This is a genomic window from Shouchella rhizosphaerae (assembly GCF_036700015.1).
In the GTDB taxonomy this organism is placed as follows: domain Bacteria; phylum Bacillota; class Bacilli; order Bacillales; family Bacillaceae_D; genus Shouchella; species Shouchella rhizosphaerae.
Genome location: NZ_CP144921.1, coordinates 1,118,377 through 1,134,543, shown reverse-complemented (window position 1 = coordinate 1,134,543; position 16,167 = coordinate 1,118,377). Strand labels below are relative to the sequence as shown.

Sequence of the window (16,167 nt, the reverse complement as noted above, 5' to 3'; positions counted from 1 at the left end):
ATACCTAACGCGAAGCTAGTAATGAAAAGGGTTATGAACGAAACAATCATTAGAAACGGGTATGGAAAGAACTTGTTTTGAAAAGCATAAATATAATGATCCAACGATGTGACTCCTTGAATAGGAACGTTTCTCCCGTCCATCTTTACTTGTATATTACGAACCTCACTTCCTACGTACCAAGTAAGTGCGAGTGAAAACAACAACATCATTATAGACGCGCCTAATGGTAAAGAGTATTTGTAAAAATTCATTTATTTCCCTTCTTCCCTTAAACATTTTTATCCATTATAACACGAAAGGTTTTAAATTAACTATTATTTCAGAATACAAATATCAATACTGAGCATCCGTTGGACTTCTTTGCGACGAGGTAATTGGAGCGAGTGGTCGCAATAACGCAAGGAGGAAATTGCTTCGCCGCTAAAAAAAGGCCCCAAACTATAGACGTTTGGGGCATGAATGGTGCCCTTTAGAAGGGCGAGAGAATGGAATTCGGGAGCGAGTATGGTGTAGGGGAGAATACTCGCTCTTTAAATACTACCATATTTATCGGAAAAGTAAAGATTTAAAATTGGTTTTTTTGATAACGGTTTTTTCATCTATTTTCTGCTTTGGGTTTGAGCGAGCCCTCATCTGTCTCTTTTTTGCTCAGCATAGAGTTTTATAGCGGTCCCTTGTATGTTGGGTTGTTTATAGCTTTACTGATTCGGCAAGCATGCATTTTATCACTATCGTAAGGCTCAAGCACTTTTTGAAGTAGGGAGGCGTCGGTAATATCAACATCGAGCCATGCTTCGCGGTTGCCTTCTTCTAAAATAACAGGCATGCGGTCGTGGTATTTTGCCACTAGCTCATTGGGGCGCGTGGTAATAATCGTGCAGGAAGAGACCGCCTCGCCGCTTTCGCTGTCTTGCCACGTGTCCCATAATCCAGCAAACGTCATGAGCCGCCCATTTTCGTTTTGAAAGTGGAATGGGGTTTTATCACTCGTCCATTCATAAAAGCCATCGGCGACAATGAGGCAGCGTTTACGGGGGAGCAAGTGTTTAAAAGGCATCGTATCGGCAATGGTTTCCGCCCTAGCATTAATCGGTTTAGGGCCTTTGTTCTTCTGTTTTGACCAATGAGGGATAAGGCCCCAATGAAAAAAGCATGCTATTGGCGCCGTATGAATGGCAGCGATCGCAAGAATCTCTTCGGTAGGCGCAATGTTATGGCTAGGTGGAAACGACGGAATCTCAATGCCTAACTCCTCTTCGACGTCAGTAGGTGAGGCAGTTAGCGTAAAACGTCCACACATACAGCAAACCTCCTTTTTAACAAGTATATCCCTTTTTGCTTATTCCATAGACAAGCCTACATAACAAGTGGACAAACTTGGCATATTTCGTTCAGTTCGTCCATATATCTGTAAAAAGCGTTTAGCAGCTTAGAGAACGAACATTCACATAGGACAAAATCGCAATCTTTGAAAAGGAGTGTCTGCACATGCGTAAATTTCGCTTGATCCCGTATAAGCAGGTTGACAAGGCAAGTGCTTTATCTGAAGTACCGATGGGGGTCGAAATCGTTGAAGCACCTGCTGTGTGGAAAGCTTCAGGCAAAGGAGCCGGCCAAATTATTGGCGTAATCGACACTGGTTGCCAAGTCGATCATCCTGATCTGGCTGAAAGAATTATCGGCGGTGTCAATTTGACAACTGACTATGGTGGAGATGAAACGAATTTTTCAGACAACAATGGGCATGGGACACATGTGGCAGGGACTGTTGCTGCTGCAGAAACAGGGAGCGGCGTCGTTGGAGTTGCTCCGAAAGCGGACTTATTCATTATAAAGGCGCTGAGTGGCGATGGCAGTGGGGAAATGGGCTGGATTGCCAAGGCGATACGCTATGCAGTGGATTGGCGCGGCCCTAAGGGAGAACAGATGCGTATCATTACGATGTCTCTTGGTGGCCCCACTGACAGTGAAGAGCTTCATGATGCAGTCAAGTATGCTGTGAGCCACAATGTGTCGGTTGTATGTGCTGCTGGAAACGAAGGGGATGGCCGTGAAGACACAAACGAATTTGCTTATCCTGCTGCGTACAATGAAGTGATTGCTGTAGGTGCTGTTGACTTCGATTTGCGGCTAAGCGATTTTACGAATACGAACGAGGAAATTGACATTGTTGCGCCTGGTGTAGGCATTAAGTCAACGTACCTTGACAGTGGTTATGCAGAGTTGTCAGGCACATCAATGGCAGCGCCCCACGTCGCCGGAGCTTTGGCGTTAATTATTAATCTAGCAGAAGATGCCTTTAAGCGCAGTTTATCGGAAACAGAAATTTATGCGCAACTTGTCAGACGGGCGACGCCAATTGGTTTTACTGCGCAAGCGGAAGGCAACGGGTTTTTAACATTAGGCTTAGTTGAGCGTATTACTGGCCAGTTTACTGAGAAAGGCAAAAAATAAGGCCGTGGGATAACCACACAGCAAACACTCTCTCTTCGAACATGCAGGGGGAGTGTTTGCATCTGCATCGCTTTGAGCCGTTTTGCTAAAAATAGCGCATCTCGATAAGGAAATTTAGTATACTGAAAAGAAGTTTAATGTTTCGAGGTGCTGTCATGAAGGCAATGTTACTTGGCATTTTAGCCGCTTTTTTCTTTTCATTTACCTTTTTATTGAACCGAATGATGGAAGTTGAAGGTGGAAGTTGGTTGTTTAGCGCGTCATTGCGCTTTTTGTTTATGTTGCCATTTTTGTTGGTTATCGTTTATATCCGAACGGGATTCAAAGCACTGTGGCTGTCGGTGCGTAATAATCCTTTCCCTTGGTTTGGTTGGAGTTTTGTCGGGTTCGTCTTGTTTTATGCGCCGCTTACGTTTGCTTCAGGCTATGCGCCTGGCTGGCTTGTTGCTGGTACTTTCCAGTTGACGATTGTTGCCGGCTTGCTGCTGTCGCCGCTTTTTTATCATGTTTCAGCAGATGGCAGCAAAATCAGGCAAACGATTCCCTTACGGTCGCTTTTGTCTTCGGCCGTTATTTTCGTAGGCGTCGTCTTTATTCAAGCACAGCATGCGACCAGTATTTCTGGAAACTTGTTGTTCTCAGTCGCGCCTGTTATCGTTGCTGCATTTGCTTACCCACTCGGAAACAGAAAGATGATGGAACTTACTGATGGACGTATCGACACCTTTTCCCGTGTTCTCGGGATGACCGTGATGACGACGCCTGTATGGGTGGCATTGTTTGTGACAGGGACGATTCAACACGGATTGCCGACCGCTTCGCAAACAGGCCAGGCATTGATCGTCGCCATTTCTTCCGGAATCATTGCAACATTGCTTTTCTTTTATGCGACAGACCGTACACGGAAAAAACCAAATCAACTTGCCGCCGTCGAAGCAACCCAATCAGGGGAAGTCATTTTCGCACTCATATTGGAGCTTCTCTTTTTGCACGCATTGTTTCCTTCTCCCCTTGCGCTTCTAGGGATTGGACTTATTGTCATTGGCATGGCGCTGCACAGCTTTCTCTCACGGAAAACAGCACAGCCGGGTAACAGTAGATCTAGAAAGATTTTGGACTAGAGAGATTAAAACGAAAATCCCGAATGCGTACATACGTTTCTCTCAGGCTGAGTGATTTTGGCGACAGCCGCAAATCGCATCTCGCGTTTTTTTTGCTGAAATGAAAAGTTGGGACAAGTAAGCGGATACAAACGGTCGGGGCAAATCTATAGAACTATTACTTCTCTACTGTTTTACTAAAAACGCAGATTTTTTGCGTGAACATCATAACAAAGGAAAACATTTCCGTTAAAATACATACGTAGAGAATAGCAGTCTTAGCTGCCGTATTTCTAAAATAGCATCTAGTAAGTGAGTGTTCTTTCCATCTCCCTATTCCGATATACCCGCAATCAAGTAACATTAATGACATCTTTTAGCTGGCAATAGGGATCCATTAAGAACATATTTCCTGACATATTAAAAAAGTAGGGAACTCTAGAAAGCGCGATTCTTGTTACGAAGCCACACGTTCTTCCCTGAAAAAAGAAAAACGTTTCTTGGCTAATTAAGATCATTTTGAAGCGGGATGTAGCTTCTTTGTAGGAGGATGCACCGATGAATGGAGAAAACGAAAGGGGCAAGCTTGCTGAGCTAGGCCAAGAAGATATGGGCAGCGATAAAAGGCAAGTCTTAATTGTCGGAAGCCAGGAAGAGGGGGGCTACGAAGCAAGTTCACTAGATACAAGCCTCATGACAGAAAAAACGCTATATAGTGGAGGGGCCCAACAGATCGAACTTGATTATGGGTCGGTAGCCCAGTTAGGCAATTTATTGGAACGTACTGTACAGGAAAGGTTGCTTTTAGTCCGTACGCATATTAACGATGCGAAGGATATTACAGAGCAGGAGAGCGCACGCTTCCTAGAACGAGTCAACCAACTTCGTGAAATGTATGTCACGCTCGTTGAACAGGCAGGGGAGGGCGGGCTTTTTCAAGGGATTGGCCAAGCAAGTGGCCGTCTTACCCAAGCCATTTCTGGAGTGCAGCAGCTCATTAGCGATGCGGAAAGGTGTTGCCGTGGCCTTCGGGAAGCGCAAACGAATGCACCTGAGGAATTAGCTGGTTCGGTCTCGCAACAGGCCGTGCAAATGGAAGACATCTTTGCGGAAATTAGACATCTTGTTTCTCGCTTGGAAGAAGGGGCTGACCAGCTATTTTTGTTTGTTAATCATGTGTCAATGAATTATATTGAAGATGTGTTTAGGGGCGGACAGGACCTATTTGCCGACTCGGTAGTCGAAGAGTTTCGCGCCCATTTGGATTATATTGTCCGCAACGAACAACAAGTTTACCAGCAAATTGCCGATTATAAAGAACAAGTCGTATTTCTTGCCCAAGCTTTTACAGAACAAGATCAAACACGTGCCCTTGCCGATCAATCAAGCGCGAGCGGGGCGGTTAACCTAGCTACCCAAGGAACGTCCTATCCTCTGGAAGACTCACCTTATATGCTGTCGGCGATGGATATCCGGGAATTTCACGCTACTAACGGAATTGAGCGATTGTCAACGGCGACTGTACCGTTGCTGTTTAACATCTTAGAAGAGACTGTTGTCGCTGTAAAAAAACTAGAACTTCTCGGAGAGGAAGCGGTAGCTGCTGTCCAGGAGGCTTCGCATGTGCCCCTATACGGCACACTTTCCGTAAGTGGGGAAAGCCTATTTGCTTCTTATCGTGCCTCAATCGAGGAAAAAGCGCTAGAGGCTATGAGCTTGCTCAGAGAAGCGAATACTCAAGTAGCTGGGATTAGGCAAGGACTTTATTCCCTCCAATGGAACTATCCGTCTTTACTTGAAGAATTGCGCCCACAGATCGAAGAGGTTCTGTTTAATGGCATGGCTTTCCAGAGTGTTCATGCGTGCCACTCCGCTGCCAGTGATCTTTTAAATGAAATGCAAATCGCTTTTAAAGATGTGGTCTTCCAGCTCGCCCAAAATCAAGCTCAGTCCATTGAGGAGCTGCACAACAGTTCTCATATGATTGTCGAAAATATGGAATTGCTAAAATCGCAAATGAAACGCGGGACAATAGGCTAATAAGAAGCGCCTTCCACACGGAAGGCGCTTCAAACTGTAGGCAAACGCTCGCATACTTCGTCGTTTGCCGCACTCATATGCTCATGAACCCACGTTCTATTCGCATCTTCCCTCGGCTGCACTCCTCGTCTGACAAGCGCTTTCTATCAGTCTGAGGACGCTTCTTTTATGACGACTGATGGTTGCCTAATCGTCTTTCTTTTAATCCATTCATTAACACGGCAATCGCCCCGTCACCTGTTACGTTTGCAGCTGTTCCGAAACTGTCTTGGGCGAGGTAAAGGGCAATCATCAGGGCGATCGCTCCCTCCTCAAAGCCTAGCATAGAAGTAAGGATGCCTGTCGCAGCCATGACTGCTCCCCCTGGAACGCCAGGAGCAGCAATCATAATGATGCCGAGCATAAAGATCACAGGAATCATTCCTGAAAATCCCGGAAACGCCAATCCTGGGTAAATGTACATAACGGCTGTAGCAGCTGTTAAAATTGTAATGGTGCTCCCTGAGAGATGGATATTCGCGCATAACGGCACGACAAAGTTCGTAATCGAGTCACGGATGCGGTTTTTTCGAACGGCTTCCAGTGTAACAGGAATGGTTGCGGCACTGCTCATTGTTCCTAGGGCAGTCACATACGCAGGCAACATCGCTTTTAGCAACGACAGTGGATTGTTACGATTAACGGCTGCCGCTACGGTATATTGAATAAATAGCCAAATAATGTGCATAGCCACCGCTAAAAGCAGGACAACGCCAAAAACGCCTAATGTGTTAAAGACAGTGCCTTCATAGCTCATTTCCGCAAAAACACCGGCGATATAAAAAGGGAGCAACGGGATAATGGCCTTACGTATGACTAATTCAACAATGTTTTTCCCTTCCTCGATAAAGCCATGTAGTGTACTTGAATGTGTGGCGGCAATCCCTATGCCGAAGACAAAAGCAAGAAGCAACGCTGTCAAAACGTCAAAAAGCGGCTCTACCGACAGTTGCAAAAACCCCTCGATTTCTGAAGGGGCGTTGGCGCCTGTCCCAGCAATCCCTAGTGAAGGGATGACGTTCATCGCTACGAAAACCGCAAAGAAGCCGGCTAGAATCGTTGACAAATACGAAATGAAAATGGTCGAGCCGAGCATCTTTCCTCCGCCCTTGCCTAGAGCAGCAATGCCAGCAGCAATAAAGAACACAATAATAAGCGGAACCATAAAGAAAATAAAGCTGCCGATCACGTCTTTTATCGTTACCATCAATTTGGCAATAAACTCATTGGCAACAAAGCCAATAGCAACACCGGCAATAATACCAAAAACAAGCCGGGCAATTAATTTCACAAACAACACTCCAATCTAAATAACGGTTGTTACTTGAAAAGTACGTTGCTAGTATACCATTATTTAGTAGGTTTCGCATTGAGAGCGTTATCATTGCCGTCCTGTTGAGTGAAAGGGCAAAAACGTTTCATTTTCAAAAACGCCTAAGTTTGGTACGATTAAATACATGGAGGGGAAAATATGGGAAAATTTTATCAAGAACAATTGGATTTTTCAGATACGAAAAGCATTGAGCAAGCATTTACGAAATTGTTAGCTGTTTCTCTTGATACGAGAGAAGGACTTGAACGCTTTATGGAAGAGGAATCCGTCCTCCTTGATCAGTTGGAGGAAGCGATCACTGGGCATTATATTGATTTTAACTGCCATAACGGTTCTGAAGAAGCAAAGCGTGCCTTTGAGTATGACCAACAAGTGATCGAACCTCTAATGAAGCGTTATGAGGCTAAGCTCGATGAGGCGTTCTTGGCAGCGCCAGCTTTAGCACATTTGCCAGAAGAGAAATACGGCCTTTTTGTAAAAAGAAAACGAAATGCCCAACAACTTTACCGGGAAGAAAACGTCAAGCTTGAAATTGAAGAAGCAAGCCTCGCTACCGCCTATTTTGAACATACGGGATCAATGACAGTAGACTGGGACGGGCAAGAGCTAACCATTCCTCAGCTGTCTCCTTATTTTCAGAATGAAAATAGGGAGACCCGCAAAAAGGCCATGTCGTTGGCGAGGGAGGCACTGCTCAAAATCGAAGAGCCATTGCAGGAAATTTTTTCGAAGTTGATGGTCATTAGGCAGCAAAAAGCCGAGAATGCAGGGCTTGCTAATTATCGTGATTATATGTTCAAAAAGTACGCCCGCTTTGATTATACGCCTGAAGATTGTAAACAGCTCGCTCTTAGCATTGCCAAACATGTGAAACCATTAAAGGAAAAGTTGCAGCGTAAGCATGCCGACCAACTTGGCGTCGACACATACAGGCCGTGGGATGTGGAAGCTGTTATTCCCGGGCAACAGCCTTTAAAGCCATTTGAGGGAGCAGCGGAATTAATTGAAAAAGCCGGAACAGCACTTGATGCGCTTGATGCTCGTTTTGGCGGCCTGCTTAGAAGAATGGATGGAGAGGGCATGCTTGACTTAGAGAGCCGCAAAGGCAAATCGCCTGGAGGCTTTTGTGCGCCACTGCCGATATCAAAGCTTTCGTTTATTTTTATGAACCACGCAAATACACATGATGACATGATTACGCTATTCCATGAAATGGGCCATTGCATTCATAATGACTTAAAAAAGGAATGGCCTTTGTCGCTTTACCGTGACACACCAATGGAATCAAGCGAATTGGCGAGCATGTCGATGGAGCTTATGACAATGGACCAATGGTCATTGTTCTATTCAGAAGAAGACTTAAAACGAGCCAAATACAAACAATTAAAAGGCATTGTCGACTTTTTGCCAGCAGGAATTGTCATTGACCAATTCCAACATTGGCTCTATGAACACCCATCGCATAGCGAAGAAGAACGAAATCAAAAATACCGTGAGCTGTTAGAAACAATAGATGCCAATGTTTCTGATTGGAGCGGATATGAAAAATGGCGGGAGAGCAGTTGGATCAGGGTGCTCCATATTTTCGAAGTACCGTTTTACTACGTAGAATATGTGATTGCCCAGCTTGGGGCGCTGCAGTTGTATAAAAACTATAAACAAGAGCCTGAACAAACGCTTGCTCGCTATAAGGAAGCCCTAGCACTTGGCAGTTCAAAATCTCTTCATGAAGTCTACAGTGCAGCTGGAGTGCGCTTTGATTTTTCAGCAGAAATGATTGGCGATTTAATGGCTTTTGTTGAACAAGAGTTAAACGAGCTTGTCTAAAGATAGACTAGCTGCATCGTTTTTTATAAAACATAGAGAACTCTAGCTGCGGAGAAGGAGCTCAGCTGCCCATCGGCGTTCATTAATCTGACCTTTTTTGACTTTTTTTGCCCAAAGGGGTTGAAAGGTCAATGAAGGTCAGTTATAATAAAGCCATAGTCAACAGCCTCTTTATTTTAAAGGCTGTTTGTTTTTACTCACAAAGGTCAAAGATAGTCAAAATCAAATTCCGCTTATAAATAAAAAACAAGGAGGAGAAAGTCCATGAAATGTCAACATTGTCAAACTCGTGAGGCTGTGATTTCCTTGAATGTTGTTGTAAACAATCGTCAAAGCCACTATGCGCTTTGCCAAGAGTGCTATGCGCAGTGGAGCGATTCAAACATGAATGGTCAATTTGATTCGCTGTTTCAGCAATTTATGAATCAAGGCCAGCCACAACAAAACGTTCGTACAAAAGAGCAAAAACGGACCGATGATGGTTTCCTCGGTCAATTTGGCTATAATTTAACAAACGATGCGAAAGACGGCAAAATTGACCCAGTGATTGGCCGCGACCAAGAAGTAGAGCGCGTCATTCAAGTGTTAAGCCGTCGAACAAAAAATAACCCTGTGTTGATCGGGGAAGCAGGCGTCGGAAAGACAGCGATTGCTGAAGGGCTTGCACGGCGAATTGCCAGCGGCGATGTGCCTGCAAAACTGCAAAATAAACAAATCTATGCGATTGACTTTTCTTCTCTAGTCGCCGGTACAAGCTACCGCGGCCAGTTTGAAGAACGGATGCAGAAGTTGATTGACGAAGTCAGCAGCCGTGATGATGTGATTGTGTTTGTCGATGAACTTCACATGATCGTAGGCGCTGGTGCTTCTGGAGAAGGCAACATGGATGCAGGCAATTTGCTCAAGCCAGCGCTTGCTCGTGGAAGCATGCAACTGATTGGGGCGACAACGCTAGCAGAATACCGCAAAATTGAAAAGGACCCGGCCCTGGAACGCCGCTTCCAACCGGTAACAGTCAAAGAGCCTACTACAAGCCAAGCGTTGGCGATTTTGCAAGGTCTAAAAGGCGTATATGAAACGTACCACGGCGTTCGTTACTCAGATGAAGTGCTAGAAGCGTGCGTTAAACTGTCAGATCGTTATATTCAAGACCGTTATCTTCCAGACAAAGCGATCGACCTACTTGATGAAGCCGGTTCCCACTTGTCCTTGTCTTCTAACCATGAAGATAAAGCGACATTGGAGAAACGTCTTGCTACGATACGCGCGAAAAAACAAGAAGCAACTAAACAAGAACGGTATGAAGAAGCGGCCGCGCTTCGGGATGAGGAACTGAAAGTACAAGCAAAATTGCAAGAGGCCGTGTCAGAATTAGAACCAGTAGATGTCACTGTTGAAGATATTGAAATGCTGATTGAACGGCAAACAGGCGTACCTGTCCGTAAGTTGCAGAAAGCGGAGCAACAAAAAATGAAAGACTTGGCCAACAGGCTTGCAGCCAAAGTCATTGGGCAAGAGGAAGCAGTCGACAAAGTTGCCAAAGCTGTAAAACGAAGCCGTGCTGGTTTAAAAGCAGGCAATCGTCCAATTAGTTTTCTGTTTGTCGGACCGACTGGCGTCGGAAAAACGGAATTGACGAAACAGCTTGCCCAAGAGGTGTACGGCAAGAAAGAAAGCATGATACGCCTTGATATGAGTGAGTTTATGGAGAAACACTCTGTATCTAAACTGATTGGTTCCCCTCCTGGCTATGTTGGCCATGAAGAAGGCGGACAGCTGACGGAACGGGTGCGACGCAATCCGTACAGCATCATTTTGCTGGATGAAATTGAAAAAGCCCATCCTGATGTGCAACATATGTTTTTGCAAATTATGGAGGATGGCCGCTTGACGGATAGCCAAGGGCGTGTCGTTTCCTTCAAGGATACAATGATCATTATGACGTCAAATGCGGGTGTTGGCGTGACAAAACCATCGCTTGGTTTTACAGCTGAACAAAGCAAAACATTGGGGATTTTGGAAAACCTTAATGATTATTTCAAACCAGAATTCCTTAACCGCTTTGATGCATTGATCGAGTTTAACCAGCTTTCAGAAGAAAACTTGATTGACATTGTCGATGTGATGCTTGCCGATTTGAATGAACGGTTGGCAGCGCAAAACATTGAAATGGAAGTGAGCGAGGAAGCGAAGCGTAAACTTGCTAAACTTGGCTACCACCCTGCGTTTGGTGCCCGTCCGCTTCGCCGGGTGATTCAGGATACCATTGAAGATGATATCACCGACCTTTTGATCGATGATAACGACTTGAAGCGCGTAAACGTCGATGTCGTCGACGAGCAACTTGTTGTCCGTAAAGGATAAGCGCAAGGCAAACGGTGATGCGTGCGAGCGTTAGTCCGTAGTTTGCAGGCTGCTGGGATCATTCCAGCAGCCTTTTTTGGTTGTGCAGACACTAAGCTGTGCGAAGACTTAGGCAAAACGAGATAGATGCGTCTCTGTTTGTACAAAGGCTTGCTGGAACAGGTCATGCTTTTAATGGTATTGTTGGAGCCCGCGTACAATCGCTGTTGCAGCTTCGTTTGGAAAGCTGGCGGCTTTCATCCGTTCTGCTTCTTCAGCATTTGTAATAAATCCAAGTTCGACAAGGGCGGCAGGCATGGCAGTATTGCGCAATACACTAAAATTTGCCGATTTGACGCCGCGGTTTCTTGTATTTAGTGTGTTGACGAGTTCTGTTTGCAAAGCTGAAGCCAAAGCTTGTCCTTGGCTGCTTGATGGGAAGTGAAATGTTTCTGTCCCATGGGCACTTGGGGTAGCTGCATTGGCATGAATGCTAACAAATGTATCGGCATTACGGGCATTAGCAAGTTCGGCCCTGGCTTCGAGCCCAACATATGCGTCCCCTGTTCTCGTCATAATGACTGTTGCCCCTGCCTCTTCCAGCCTATCTTTCGTATGCGCAGCTACTTTTAAAACAAGATCTTTCTCGGAAATTCCATTTGCGACTGCCCCAGGATCGCTTCCACCGTGGCCCGCATCAATGGCAATGACTTTACCAGATACACTAGCCGCCGCTTCTGATGCTAGAAAATAGCTAGTGGAGACTACTGCAAGGATGGCGGCCATCAAAAATGAAAAAGCATGCTTTTTTCTCATGAGCGCCTCCTTGGTTTTTATCGCTTGGCTTATATTAGTAGTCTAAGAGATTGCCATAGAGGCAACAAGGGATTTTGTCGAAAACAGCCCTTCCTGATTAAAATGAAGGGAAAATATGTATCCAAAGAGAAAAACATGAAGAATCACAGTGGTTAAGTTTTATGAAAGCAAGGAAAAGCGTCTGAACAGAGGTGACTAGTAACGGTTCAAGATCGCCTAGTTAGGAAGCTGTTTAGCTCATTTCAATCTTTTGTCCCAGGTAGATATGGTAACGAAGTAACAAATCGGCTTAATTTCTCGTTTTTCGGCAATCATAGATGTTTCAAATTTTGCGAGCAAGGCGCAAAATATGAAATTAGCAAATTGGAAAACTATAGTAAAATAAGTACTAAAACCTAGACCTTTAGGCTTGTAATCGGAGGAGAAACGATGAAATCAAATTTAGAAGCATACCGGATTATGAATGACATTTATCGTCTATTGCGCCAAGAGGTAGGCTCTCCGACGTCTACGTTTCGTGAAGTGGTAGATTTTGCGATTGTAAAGCTACGCGGGCGAATGGAAGACAAAGAATTAAGTCGCCTCTGGCATATCGTTTACTTGCGTCAAGACATGATGAATTTCGAGACGATCTCCCGCAGCCAAGTCGAGTACTTAAAAGCTGTTCGCAAAGCTTTAATGAAAGCGCTAAAAAAGCAGGACGATGATAATGAGATCTGCGTATAAAAAACGCAGAAGCAGTGCTCAAGAGGGGGAGAAGGGGAGGAACGGCTTAACTAAACCATATTGGCAGATAATTCGGAATATAAATCGTTGAACGATTTCCTTATTTTATTCTAAGATAACGTTTTTTGTTAGGCCAATTAGCAGGCTTTTGCGTAATACTGTGCAATGGGGTGCTATACAATGCATTTGCTATAAGCAGTCTGGTTATGGCTATTGATGGCTAGAAACAGTCATGTATTAGAAATGCTTTGCTGTTTTTAACAGATAGCTACAAAAACAAAGGAATATTGACAGTCTTTGCAAAATAACTGGAAGGAAACCCAATTGTTGCGAAAAATAGGTAACCGTTATTTTTTAAACTTCATGTCCAATGATAAATTGTTTATGGCTAAGCGAGAGGAGGTGACAAAAAAGCGGGGGTCTGCACAAGAAAAATTATAGGGGGTTATTTGAACAGGCCAAAGCTAGGAGTTTGGAGGCAGAACGCAGCTGGTGGTTAAAGCGTTGATTGTAGGAAAGGGCTTGGGGTTTAGTCTACTCTTGTTCTTTATATAAAGCCCCTTTTATGGACTCACTTATAATAGCAATTAGAGGTTATGGGGGAGATGGCGTAGCAGGTTGATACGGCGAATATGCGGGATGCCGCTAGATCATTCACTAAGAGGGTTTTTTATGGATATGCTGACAGATAAACGCATTGAGCGCTTAGTGAAATTGATTCATTTCATTGGCGCCAAAGAGAACTGCACGAAGGCGGAAATCCGTAAAACATTGGCTTGTTCGGACCGCACGGTTGATTATACGATAAAAGAATTGGAAAAAGAACTACAGCAAACGGGCACAGACATGGCGATTGTGCGCAATGCTCATAATCAATATAGTTTTTCAAATAAAGATGACCGGCAGCTTAATGAAGTTTTGCGTCGTCTCTTTTTTCAGGATGATATGGTCCGTTTTATTGGCTGCTCTTTATCTGGCCGCTTAAGTGTGGATTCGTTTATTCAAAAACATTTCTTAAGCCGTTCTACATTCTTCCGTAAGCTCCATAAAATCAAACCTTTGCTTCATGCTTTCCATCTGCGGTTTGAGCCAAGGACGTTTAAACTTATTGGCAAAGAACATCATATCCGCATTTTTTATTTTTGCTTTTTTTGGGAAGTGACCGGAAGTGGGATTGCGTGGCCTTTTTCGATTGAAAAACAGTTTGCTAAACAATTGTTTGCGCCGATTGCAAAGGCAATGAAGTTAAACTTGTCCTCATTGCAAACAGAACGTTTCTTGTACTGGATTGCTATCCAATGGTTGCGAGTAAAACAAGGGCACTTCACTGACCTTTATGATGAGGCATTTCCGTCCGACTTGCAAACAAAGATGCTTGCACATGCTGGAGAATTGCTTAAAACCGTGCCGGAAAACATAAGGTCATCAGAAGTGCAGTTTTTATTGATCATTCTTTTAAATTCGCCGTTTCTTTACCATGACGCGGAGCTTGTCGCTTCAAATCTAGCTGCAAACCAGTTACACCGCACTGAAGAGTGGAGGGCCACGCGGCGGTTCGCCCGTGCATTAAAAAAATGGTTTTCTAATGCATTAGACGAAGAAGCGGCGCAGCGGATGGAAGGGCATTTGCTACAAATCCACCGAAATAAACGGTACTTTTCCGTGAACTATTCGAGTTTTAAAGAGCGGATTCAACTAGACGTATTGCAAGAACGTCATCCGCTTATTACAGAAGGCGTTTTTGCTGCTTTTGAAAAAGTCTTGGCTGAGGAAATGGTGCCTTTTTTGCAAATGGATCAAGCTGCTTTGCTCATCCGTTATATTTTACTAGTCTATACATTTGCCGACATTGAGAAATTAAATGAACCATTGAATATCCACATCTTTTCAAGTGAAGGGCCTGTCTATGAGCAAAAGCTTTCTAAACGAATGAATGCTGCATTGCCGTACCATTTAAACGTCCAAACGTCCGTAACGTACACCCGTGACAAAGCAGAAATGCCTGCATTCATTGTTACAGATACACTTTTTCCCTATCATGAAAAAGTCGATGTTGTTTATATCCAGTCTCCACCAACGAACCAAGACTGGCGACGGATCCAACAACATTGTGAAAAACACCACAAAAGGGCGATTGAGTCGATCCTTCTTAAACGAAAAGAGCAGCAAGAGACGGAACACCTTTTCAAAAGGGAAATGAATGGGGGATAAAAAAACCTGCAAGGCTAAGCAAGAACCTTGCAGGTTTTATAGGTTGTAGACTTGTTCTTGTTCATGGGCCGTCGAACGTCCGTTAGTCACATCTCCGCTCGCCTACACTTCTCCCGCCTTCTATGTGTGAAGAAAAAAACCATTGGAAAGCCAAAAGCACAGTTGTCCACTATAAAGGGGGCGTGCCAAGAGACATTTATGTGTTTTGACCAGCTGTGTGCAGCATGCCTCTGCGGAATAATTCGTTTTTTAAAATCACAATAAAATCAACGGATAATTGATGTTCGATCGCTTGGTAGTATGAATGGAGCAGAAGGTCGTCTGATAAATCTTTCAGCATACGATATCCCCCTCTGTTATGTGGTGAGAAATGTTGGCTATGTGTGCCCTAATATTACTACATATAGTATTTAATATCAATAAAAAGCCCTATATATATGATTGGTGATCGTTTAATTCGACCATGTAATAGCGGAGCGTTTTTTCAACATTTCTAGAAAGGACGAACGGCGCACCGCCAACTGAATATTTTACTCCTTTAACCCAATAAAGGTGTTCGATATAATGGGGAGACAAGGATGCTTTTTCAGAAACATGGATAGCGTGTTTTTGCATAAAGTCTTTTAGTTTTCTCATGTCGATGGAGAGGCGGGCGAGTGCTCGTTGAATGATGTTTATATAGATAGAAGGGTATTTAATGCCTGCCACTTGTTTCCCTTGGAAACGCACCAATTCCCGCGTCAAAATGATGCGCGCATAATGCAAGCGGATATAGGCTTGCGCCGCCTTTTCCGCTTTTTCACTAATGGTTTCCCGGGCGGTTGGGGCAAGCCCAAACAGGGCTCGCACTTGGTTGTTGGACAGGTCCATGTTCAAACGGGGCTGACATGTTTGATGATACGCAAAGGAAGCCACTCGCACCTATCTGGAAAAGCGATTTTGATTCGCTTGTTCCATTCGTCCAATTTATCAATAGTGCCAATTTTTTGGCGGTAGCGTCCGTGATCCCAATAAGTGACAGTCACCTCATACGTGTGATTTAACGCGTCCATGATGGTAGCCCCTAGCTCGCGCCATTCGTCATCGTCCAACTCTCCATGCAACGGAACGTCCTCTTCCTGCCGTTGAAGTTCAATCCATGCCTGTTTATGCTCAGGCAGCATCATCCGACTTCCTTCCCATAACAAGTTTCCTCGATGGATGTACCACTCTTCTTTTCCCATCAGCAAACTCCTTTCTTATTGGAACGTTTGTTTGTATTGTATGCGAATGTCC

13 protein-coding genes are annotated in these 16,167 nt (G+C 44.4%); 7 read left to right on the top strand and 6 right to left on the bottom strand.

The genetic code is table 11. From position 1 onward, the window contains the following. Window positions 1-664 precede the first annotated feature (664 nt). A complete protein-coding gene (locus tag V5G21_RS05890) occupies window positions 665-1,303 on the bottom strand; it encodes an SOS response-associated peptidase (RefSeq protein ID WP_338465351.1) in 639 nt (212 codons plus the stop codon). Window positions 1,304-1,491: 188 nt separating this feature from the next. Here V5G21_RS05890 and V5G21_RS05885 point away from each other — a divergent pair, with 188 nt between their 5' ends. The 3 genes from V5G21_RS05885 to V5G21_RS05875 all read left to right on the top strand — a co-directional run bounded on the left by V5G21_RS05885 (window position 1,492) and on the right by V5G21_RS05875 (window position 5,597). Then, window positions 1,492-2,457, top strand: a complete 966-nt coding sequence (locus tag V5G21_RS05885) for a S8 family peptidase (protein ID WP_063609238.1) — start codon at window positions 1,492-1,494, stop codon at window positions 2,455-2,457. A 155-nt stretch (window positions 2,458-2,612) separates the two neighbouring features. Beyond that, a complete protein-coding gene (locus V5G21_RS05880) occupies window positions 2,613-3,578 on the top strand; it encodes a multidrug resistance efflux transporter family protein (RefSeq protein WP_338465350.1) in 966 nt (321 codons plus the stop codon). Between the two features lie 537 nt (window positions 3,579-4,115). Then, window positions 4,116-5,597 carry an SA1320 family protein gene (locus V5G21_RS05875; RefSeq protein WP_338465349.1) on the top strand — a complete coding sequence of 494 codons (1,482 nt, stop codon included), beginning with the start codon at window positions 4,116-4,118 and terminating at the stop codon, window positions 5,595-5,597. A gap of 166 nt (window positions 5,598-5,763) precedes the next feature. Here V5G21_RS05875 and V5G21_RS05870 read toward each other — a convergent pair whose 3' ends face one another. Next, complete coding sequence (locus V5G21_RS05870; RefSeq protein ID WP_063609240.1) at window positions 5,764-6,927, bottom strand: dicarboxylate/amino acid:cation symporter; 1,164 nt, start codon at window positions 6,925-6,927, stop codon at window positions 5,764-5,766. Between the two features lie 180 nt (window positions 6,928-7,107). Between V5G21_RS05870 and V5G21_RS05865 the strand changes: the two genes are divergently transcribed. Further along, window positions 7,108-8,796: a M3 family oligoendopeptidase gene (locus V5G21_RS05865; RefSeq protein WP_095254978.1), complete on the top strand. Its 1,689-nt coding sequence runs from the start codon at window positions 7,108-7,110 to the stop codon at window positions 8,794-8,796. A 264-nt stretch (window positions 8,797-9,060) separates the two neighbouring features. Next, window positions 9,061-11,160, top strand: a complete 2,100-nt coding sequence (locus V5G21_RS05860; protein ID WP_338465348.1) for an ATP-dependent Clp protease ATP-binding subunit — start codon at window positions 9,061-9,063, stop codon at window positions 11,158-11,160. 171 nt (window positions 11,161-11,331) lie between these two features. Here the strand turns inward: V5G21_RS05860 and V5G21_RS05855 are convergent, their stop codons facing one another. Continuing rightward, complete coding sequence (locus tag V5G21_RS05855) at window positions 11,332-11,955, bottom strand: N-acetylmuramoyl-L-alanine amidase family protein (protein WP_095326449.1); 624 nt, start codon at window positions 11,953-11,955, stop codon at window positions 11,332-11,334. Window positions 11,956-12,384: 429 nt separating this feature from the next. Here V5G21_RS05855 and V5G21_RS05850 point away from each other — a divergent pair, with 429 nt between their 5' ends. Further along, window positions 12,385-12,681 (top strand): hypothetical protein, encoded by a 297-nt coding sequence (locus V5G21_RS05850; RefSeq protein WP_035203234.1) that lies wholly within the window; start codon window positions 12,385-12,387, stop codon window positions 12,679-12,681. A 672-nt stretch (window positions 12,682-13,353) separates the two neighbouring features. Next, the gene (locus tag V5G21_RS05845) at window positions 13,354-14,892 is read left to right on the top strand and encodes a helix-turn-helix domain-containing protein (protein ID WP_011248284.1); all 1,539 of its coding nucleotides are present in this window, start codon (window positions 13,354-13,356) and stop codon (window positions 14,890-14,892) included. A 196-nt stretch (window positions 14,893-15,088) separates the two neighbouring features. On the opposite strand, the gene sda is transcribed toward V5G21_RS05845, so the two are convergent. The 3 genes from sda to V5G21_RS05830 all read right to left on the bottom strand — a co-directional run bounded on the left by sda (window position 15,089) and on the right by V5G21_RS05830 (window position 16,115). Beyond that, entirely contained in the window at window positions 15,089-15,232 is a 144-nt protein-coding gene (gene sda / locus V5G21_RS05840; protein ID WP_081427673.1) for a sporulation histidine kinase inhibitor Sda, read from the bottom strand. 89 nt (window positions 15,233-15,321) lie between these two features. Beyond that, complete coding sequence (locus tag V5G21_RS05835; protein ID WP_035203230.1) at window positions 15,322-15,768, bottom strand: hypothetical protein; 447 nt, start codon at window positions 15,766-15,768, stop codon at window positions 15,322-15,324. Next, window positions 15,765-16,115: a YolD-like family protein gene (locus V5G21_RS05830; protein WP_011248283.1), complete on the bottom strand. Its 351-nt coding sequence runs from the start codon at window positions 16,113-16,115 to the stop codon at window positions 15,765-15,767. The genes V5G21_RS05835 and V5G21_RS05830 overlap by 4 nt, the downstream gene beginning before the upstream one ends. Window positions 16,116-16,167: the final 52 nt, after the last annotated feature.

What these genes read in the sequence shown, in the direction of transcription:
- V5G21_RS05890 (WP_338465351.1), bottom strand. Translation starts at nt 1,303, where the DNA reads ATGTGTGGACGTTTTACGCTAACTGCCTCACCTACTGACGTCGAAGAG.
- V5G21_RS05885 (WP_063609238.1), top strand. Translation starts at nt 1,492, where the DNA reads ATGCGTAAATTTCGCTTGATCCCGTATAAGCAGGTTGACAAGGCAAGT.
- V5G21_RS05880 (WP_338465350.1), top strand. Translation starts at nt 2,613, where the DNA reads ATGAAGGCAATGTTACTTGGCATTTTAGCCGCTTTTTTCTTTTCATTT.
- V5G21_RS05875 (WP_338465349.1), top strand. Translation starts at nt 4,116, where the DNA reads ATGAATGGAGAAAACGAAAGGGGCAAGCTTGCTGAGCTAGGCCAAGAA.
- V5G21_RS05865 (WP_095254978.1), top strand. Translation starts at nt 7,108, where the DNA reads ATGGGAAAATTTTATCAAGAACAATTGGATTTTTCAGATACGAAAAGC.
- V5G21_RS05860 (WP_338465348.1), top strand. Translation starts at nt 9,061, where the DNA reads ATGAAATGTCAACATTGTCAAACTCGTGAGGCTGTGATTTCCTTGAAT.
- V5G21_RS05855 (WP_095326449.1), bottom strand. Translation starts at nt 11,955, where the DNA reads ATGAGAAAAAAGCATGCTTTTTCATTTTTGATGGCCGCCATCCTTGCA.
- V5G21_RS05850 (WP_035203234.1), top strand. Translation starts at nt 12,385, where the DNA reads ATGAAATCAAATTTAGAAGCATACCGGATTATGAATGACATTTATCGT.
- V5G21_RS05845 (WP_011248284.1), top strand. Translation starts at nt 13,354, where the DNA reads ATGGATATGCTGACAGATAAACGCATTGAGCGCTTAGTGAAATTGATT.
- sda (WP_081427673.1), bottom strand. Translation starts at nt 15,232, where the DNA reads ATGCTGAAAGATTTATCAGACGACCTTCTGCTCCATTCATACTACCAA.
- V5G21_RS05830 (WP_011248283.1), bottom strand. Translation starts at nt 16,115, where the DNA reads ATGGGAAAAGAAGAGTGGTACATCCATCGAGGAAACTTGTTATGGGAA.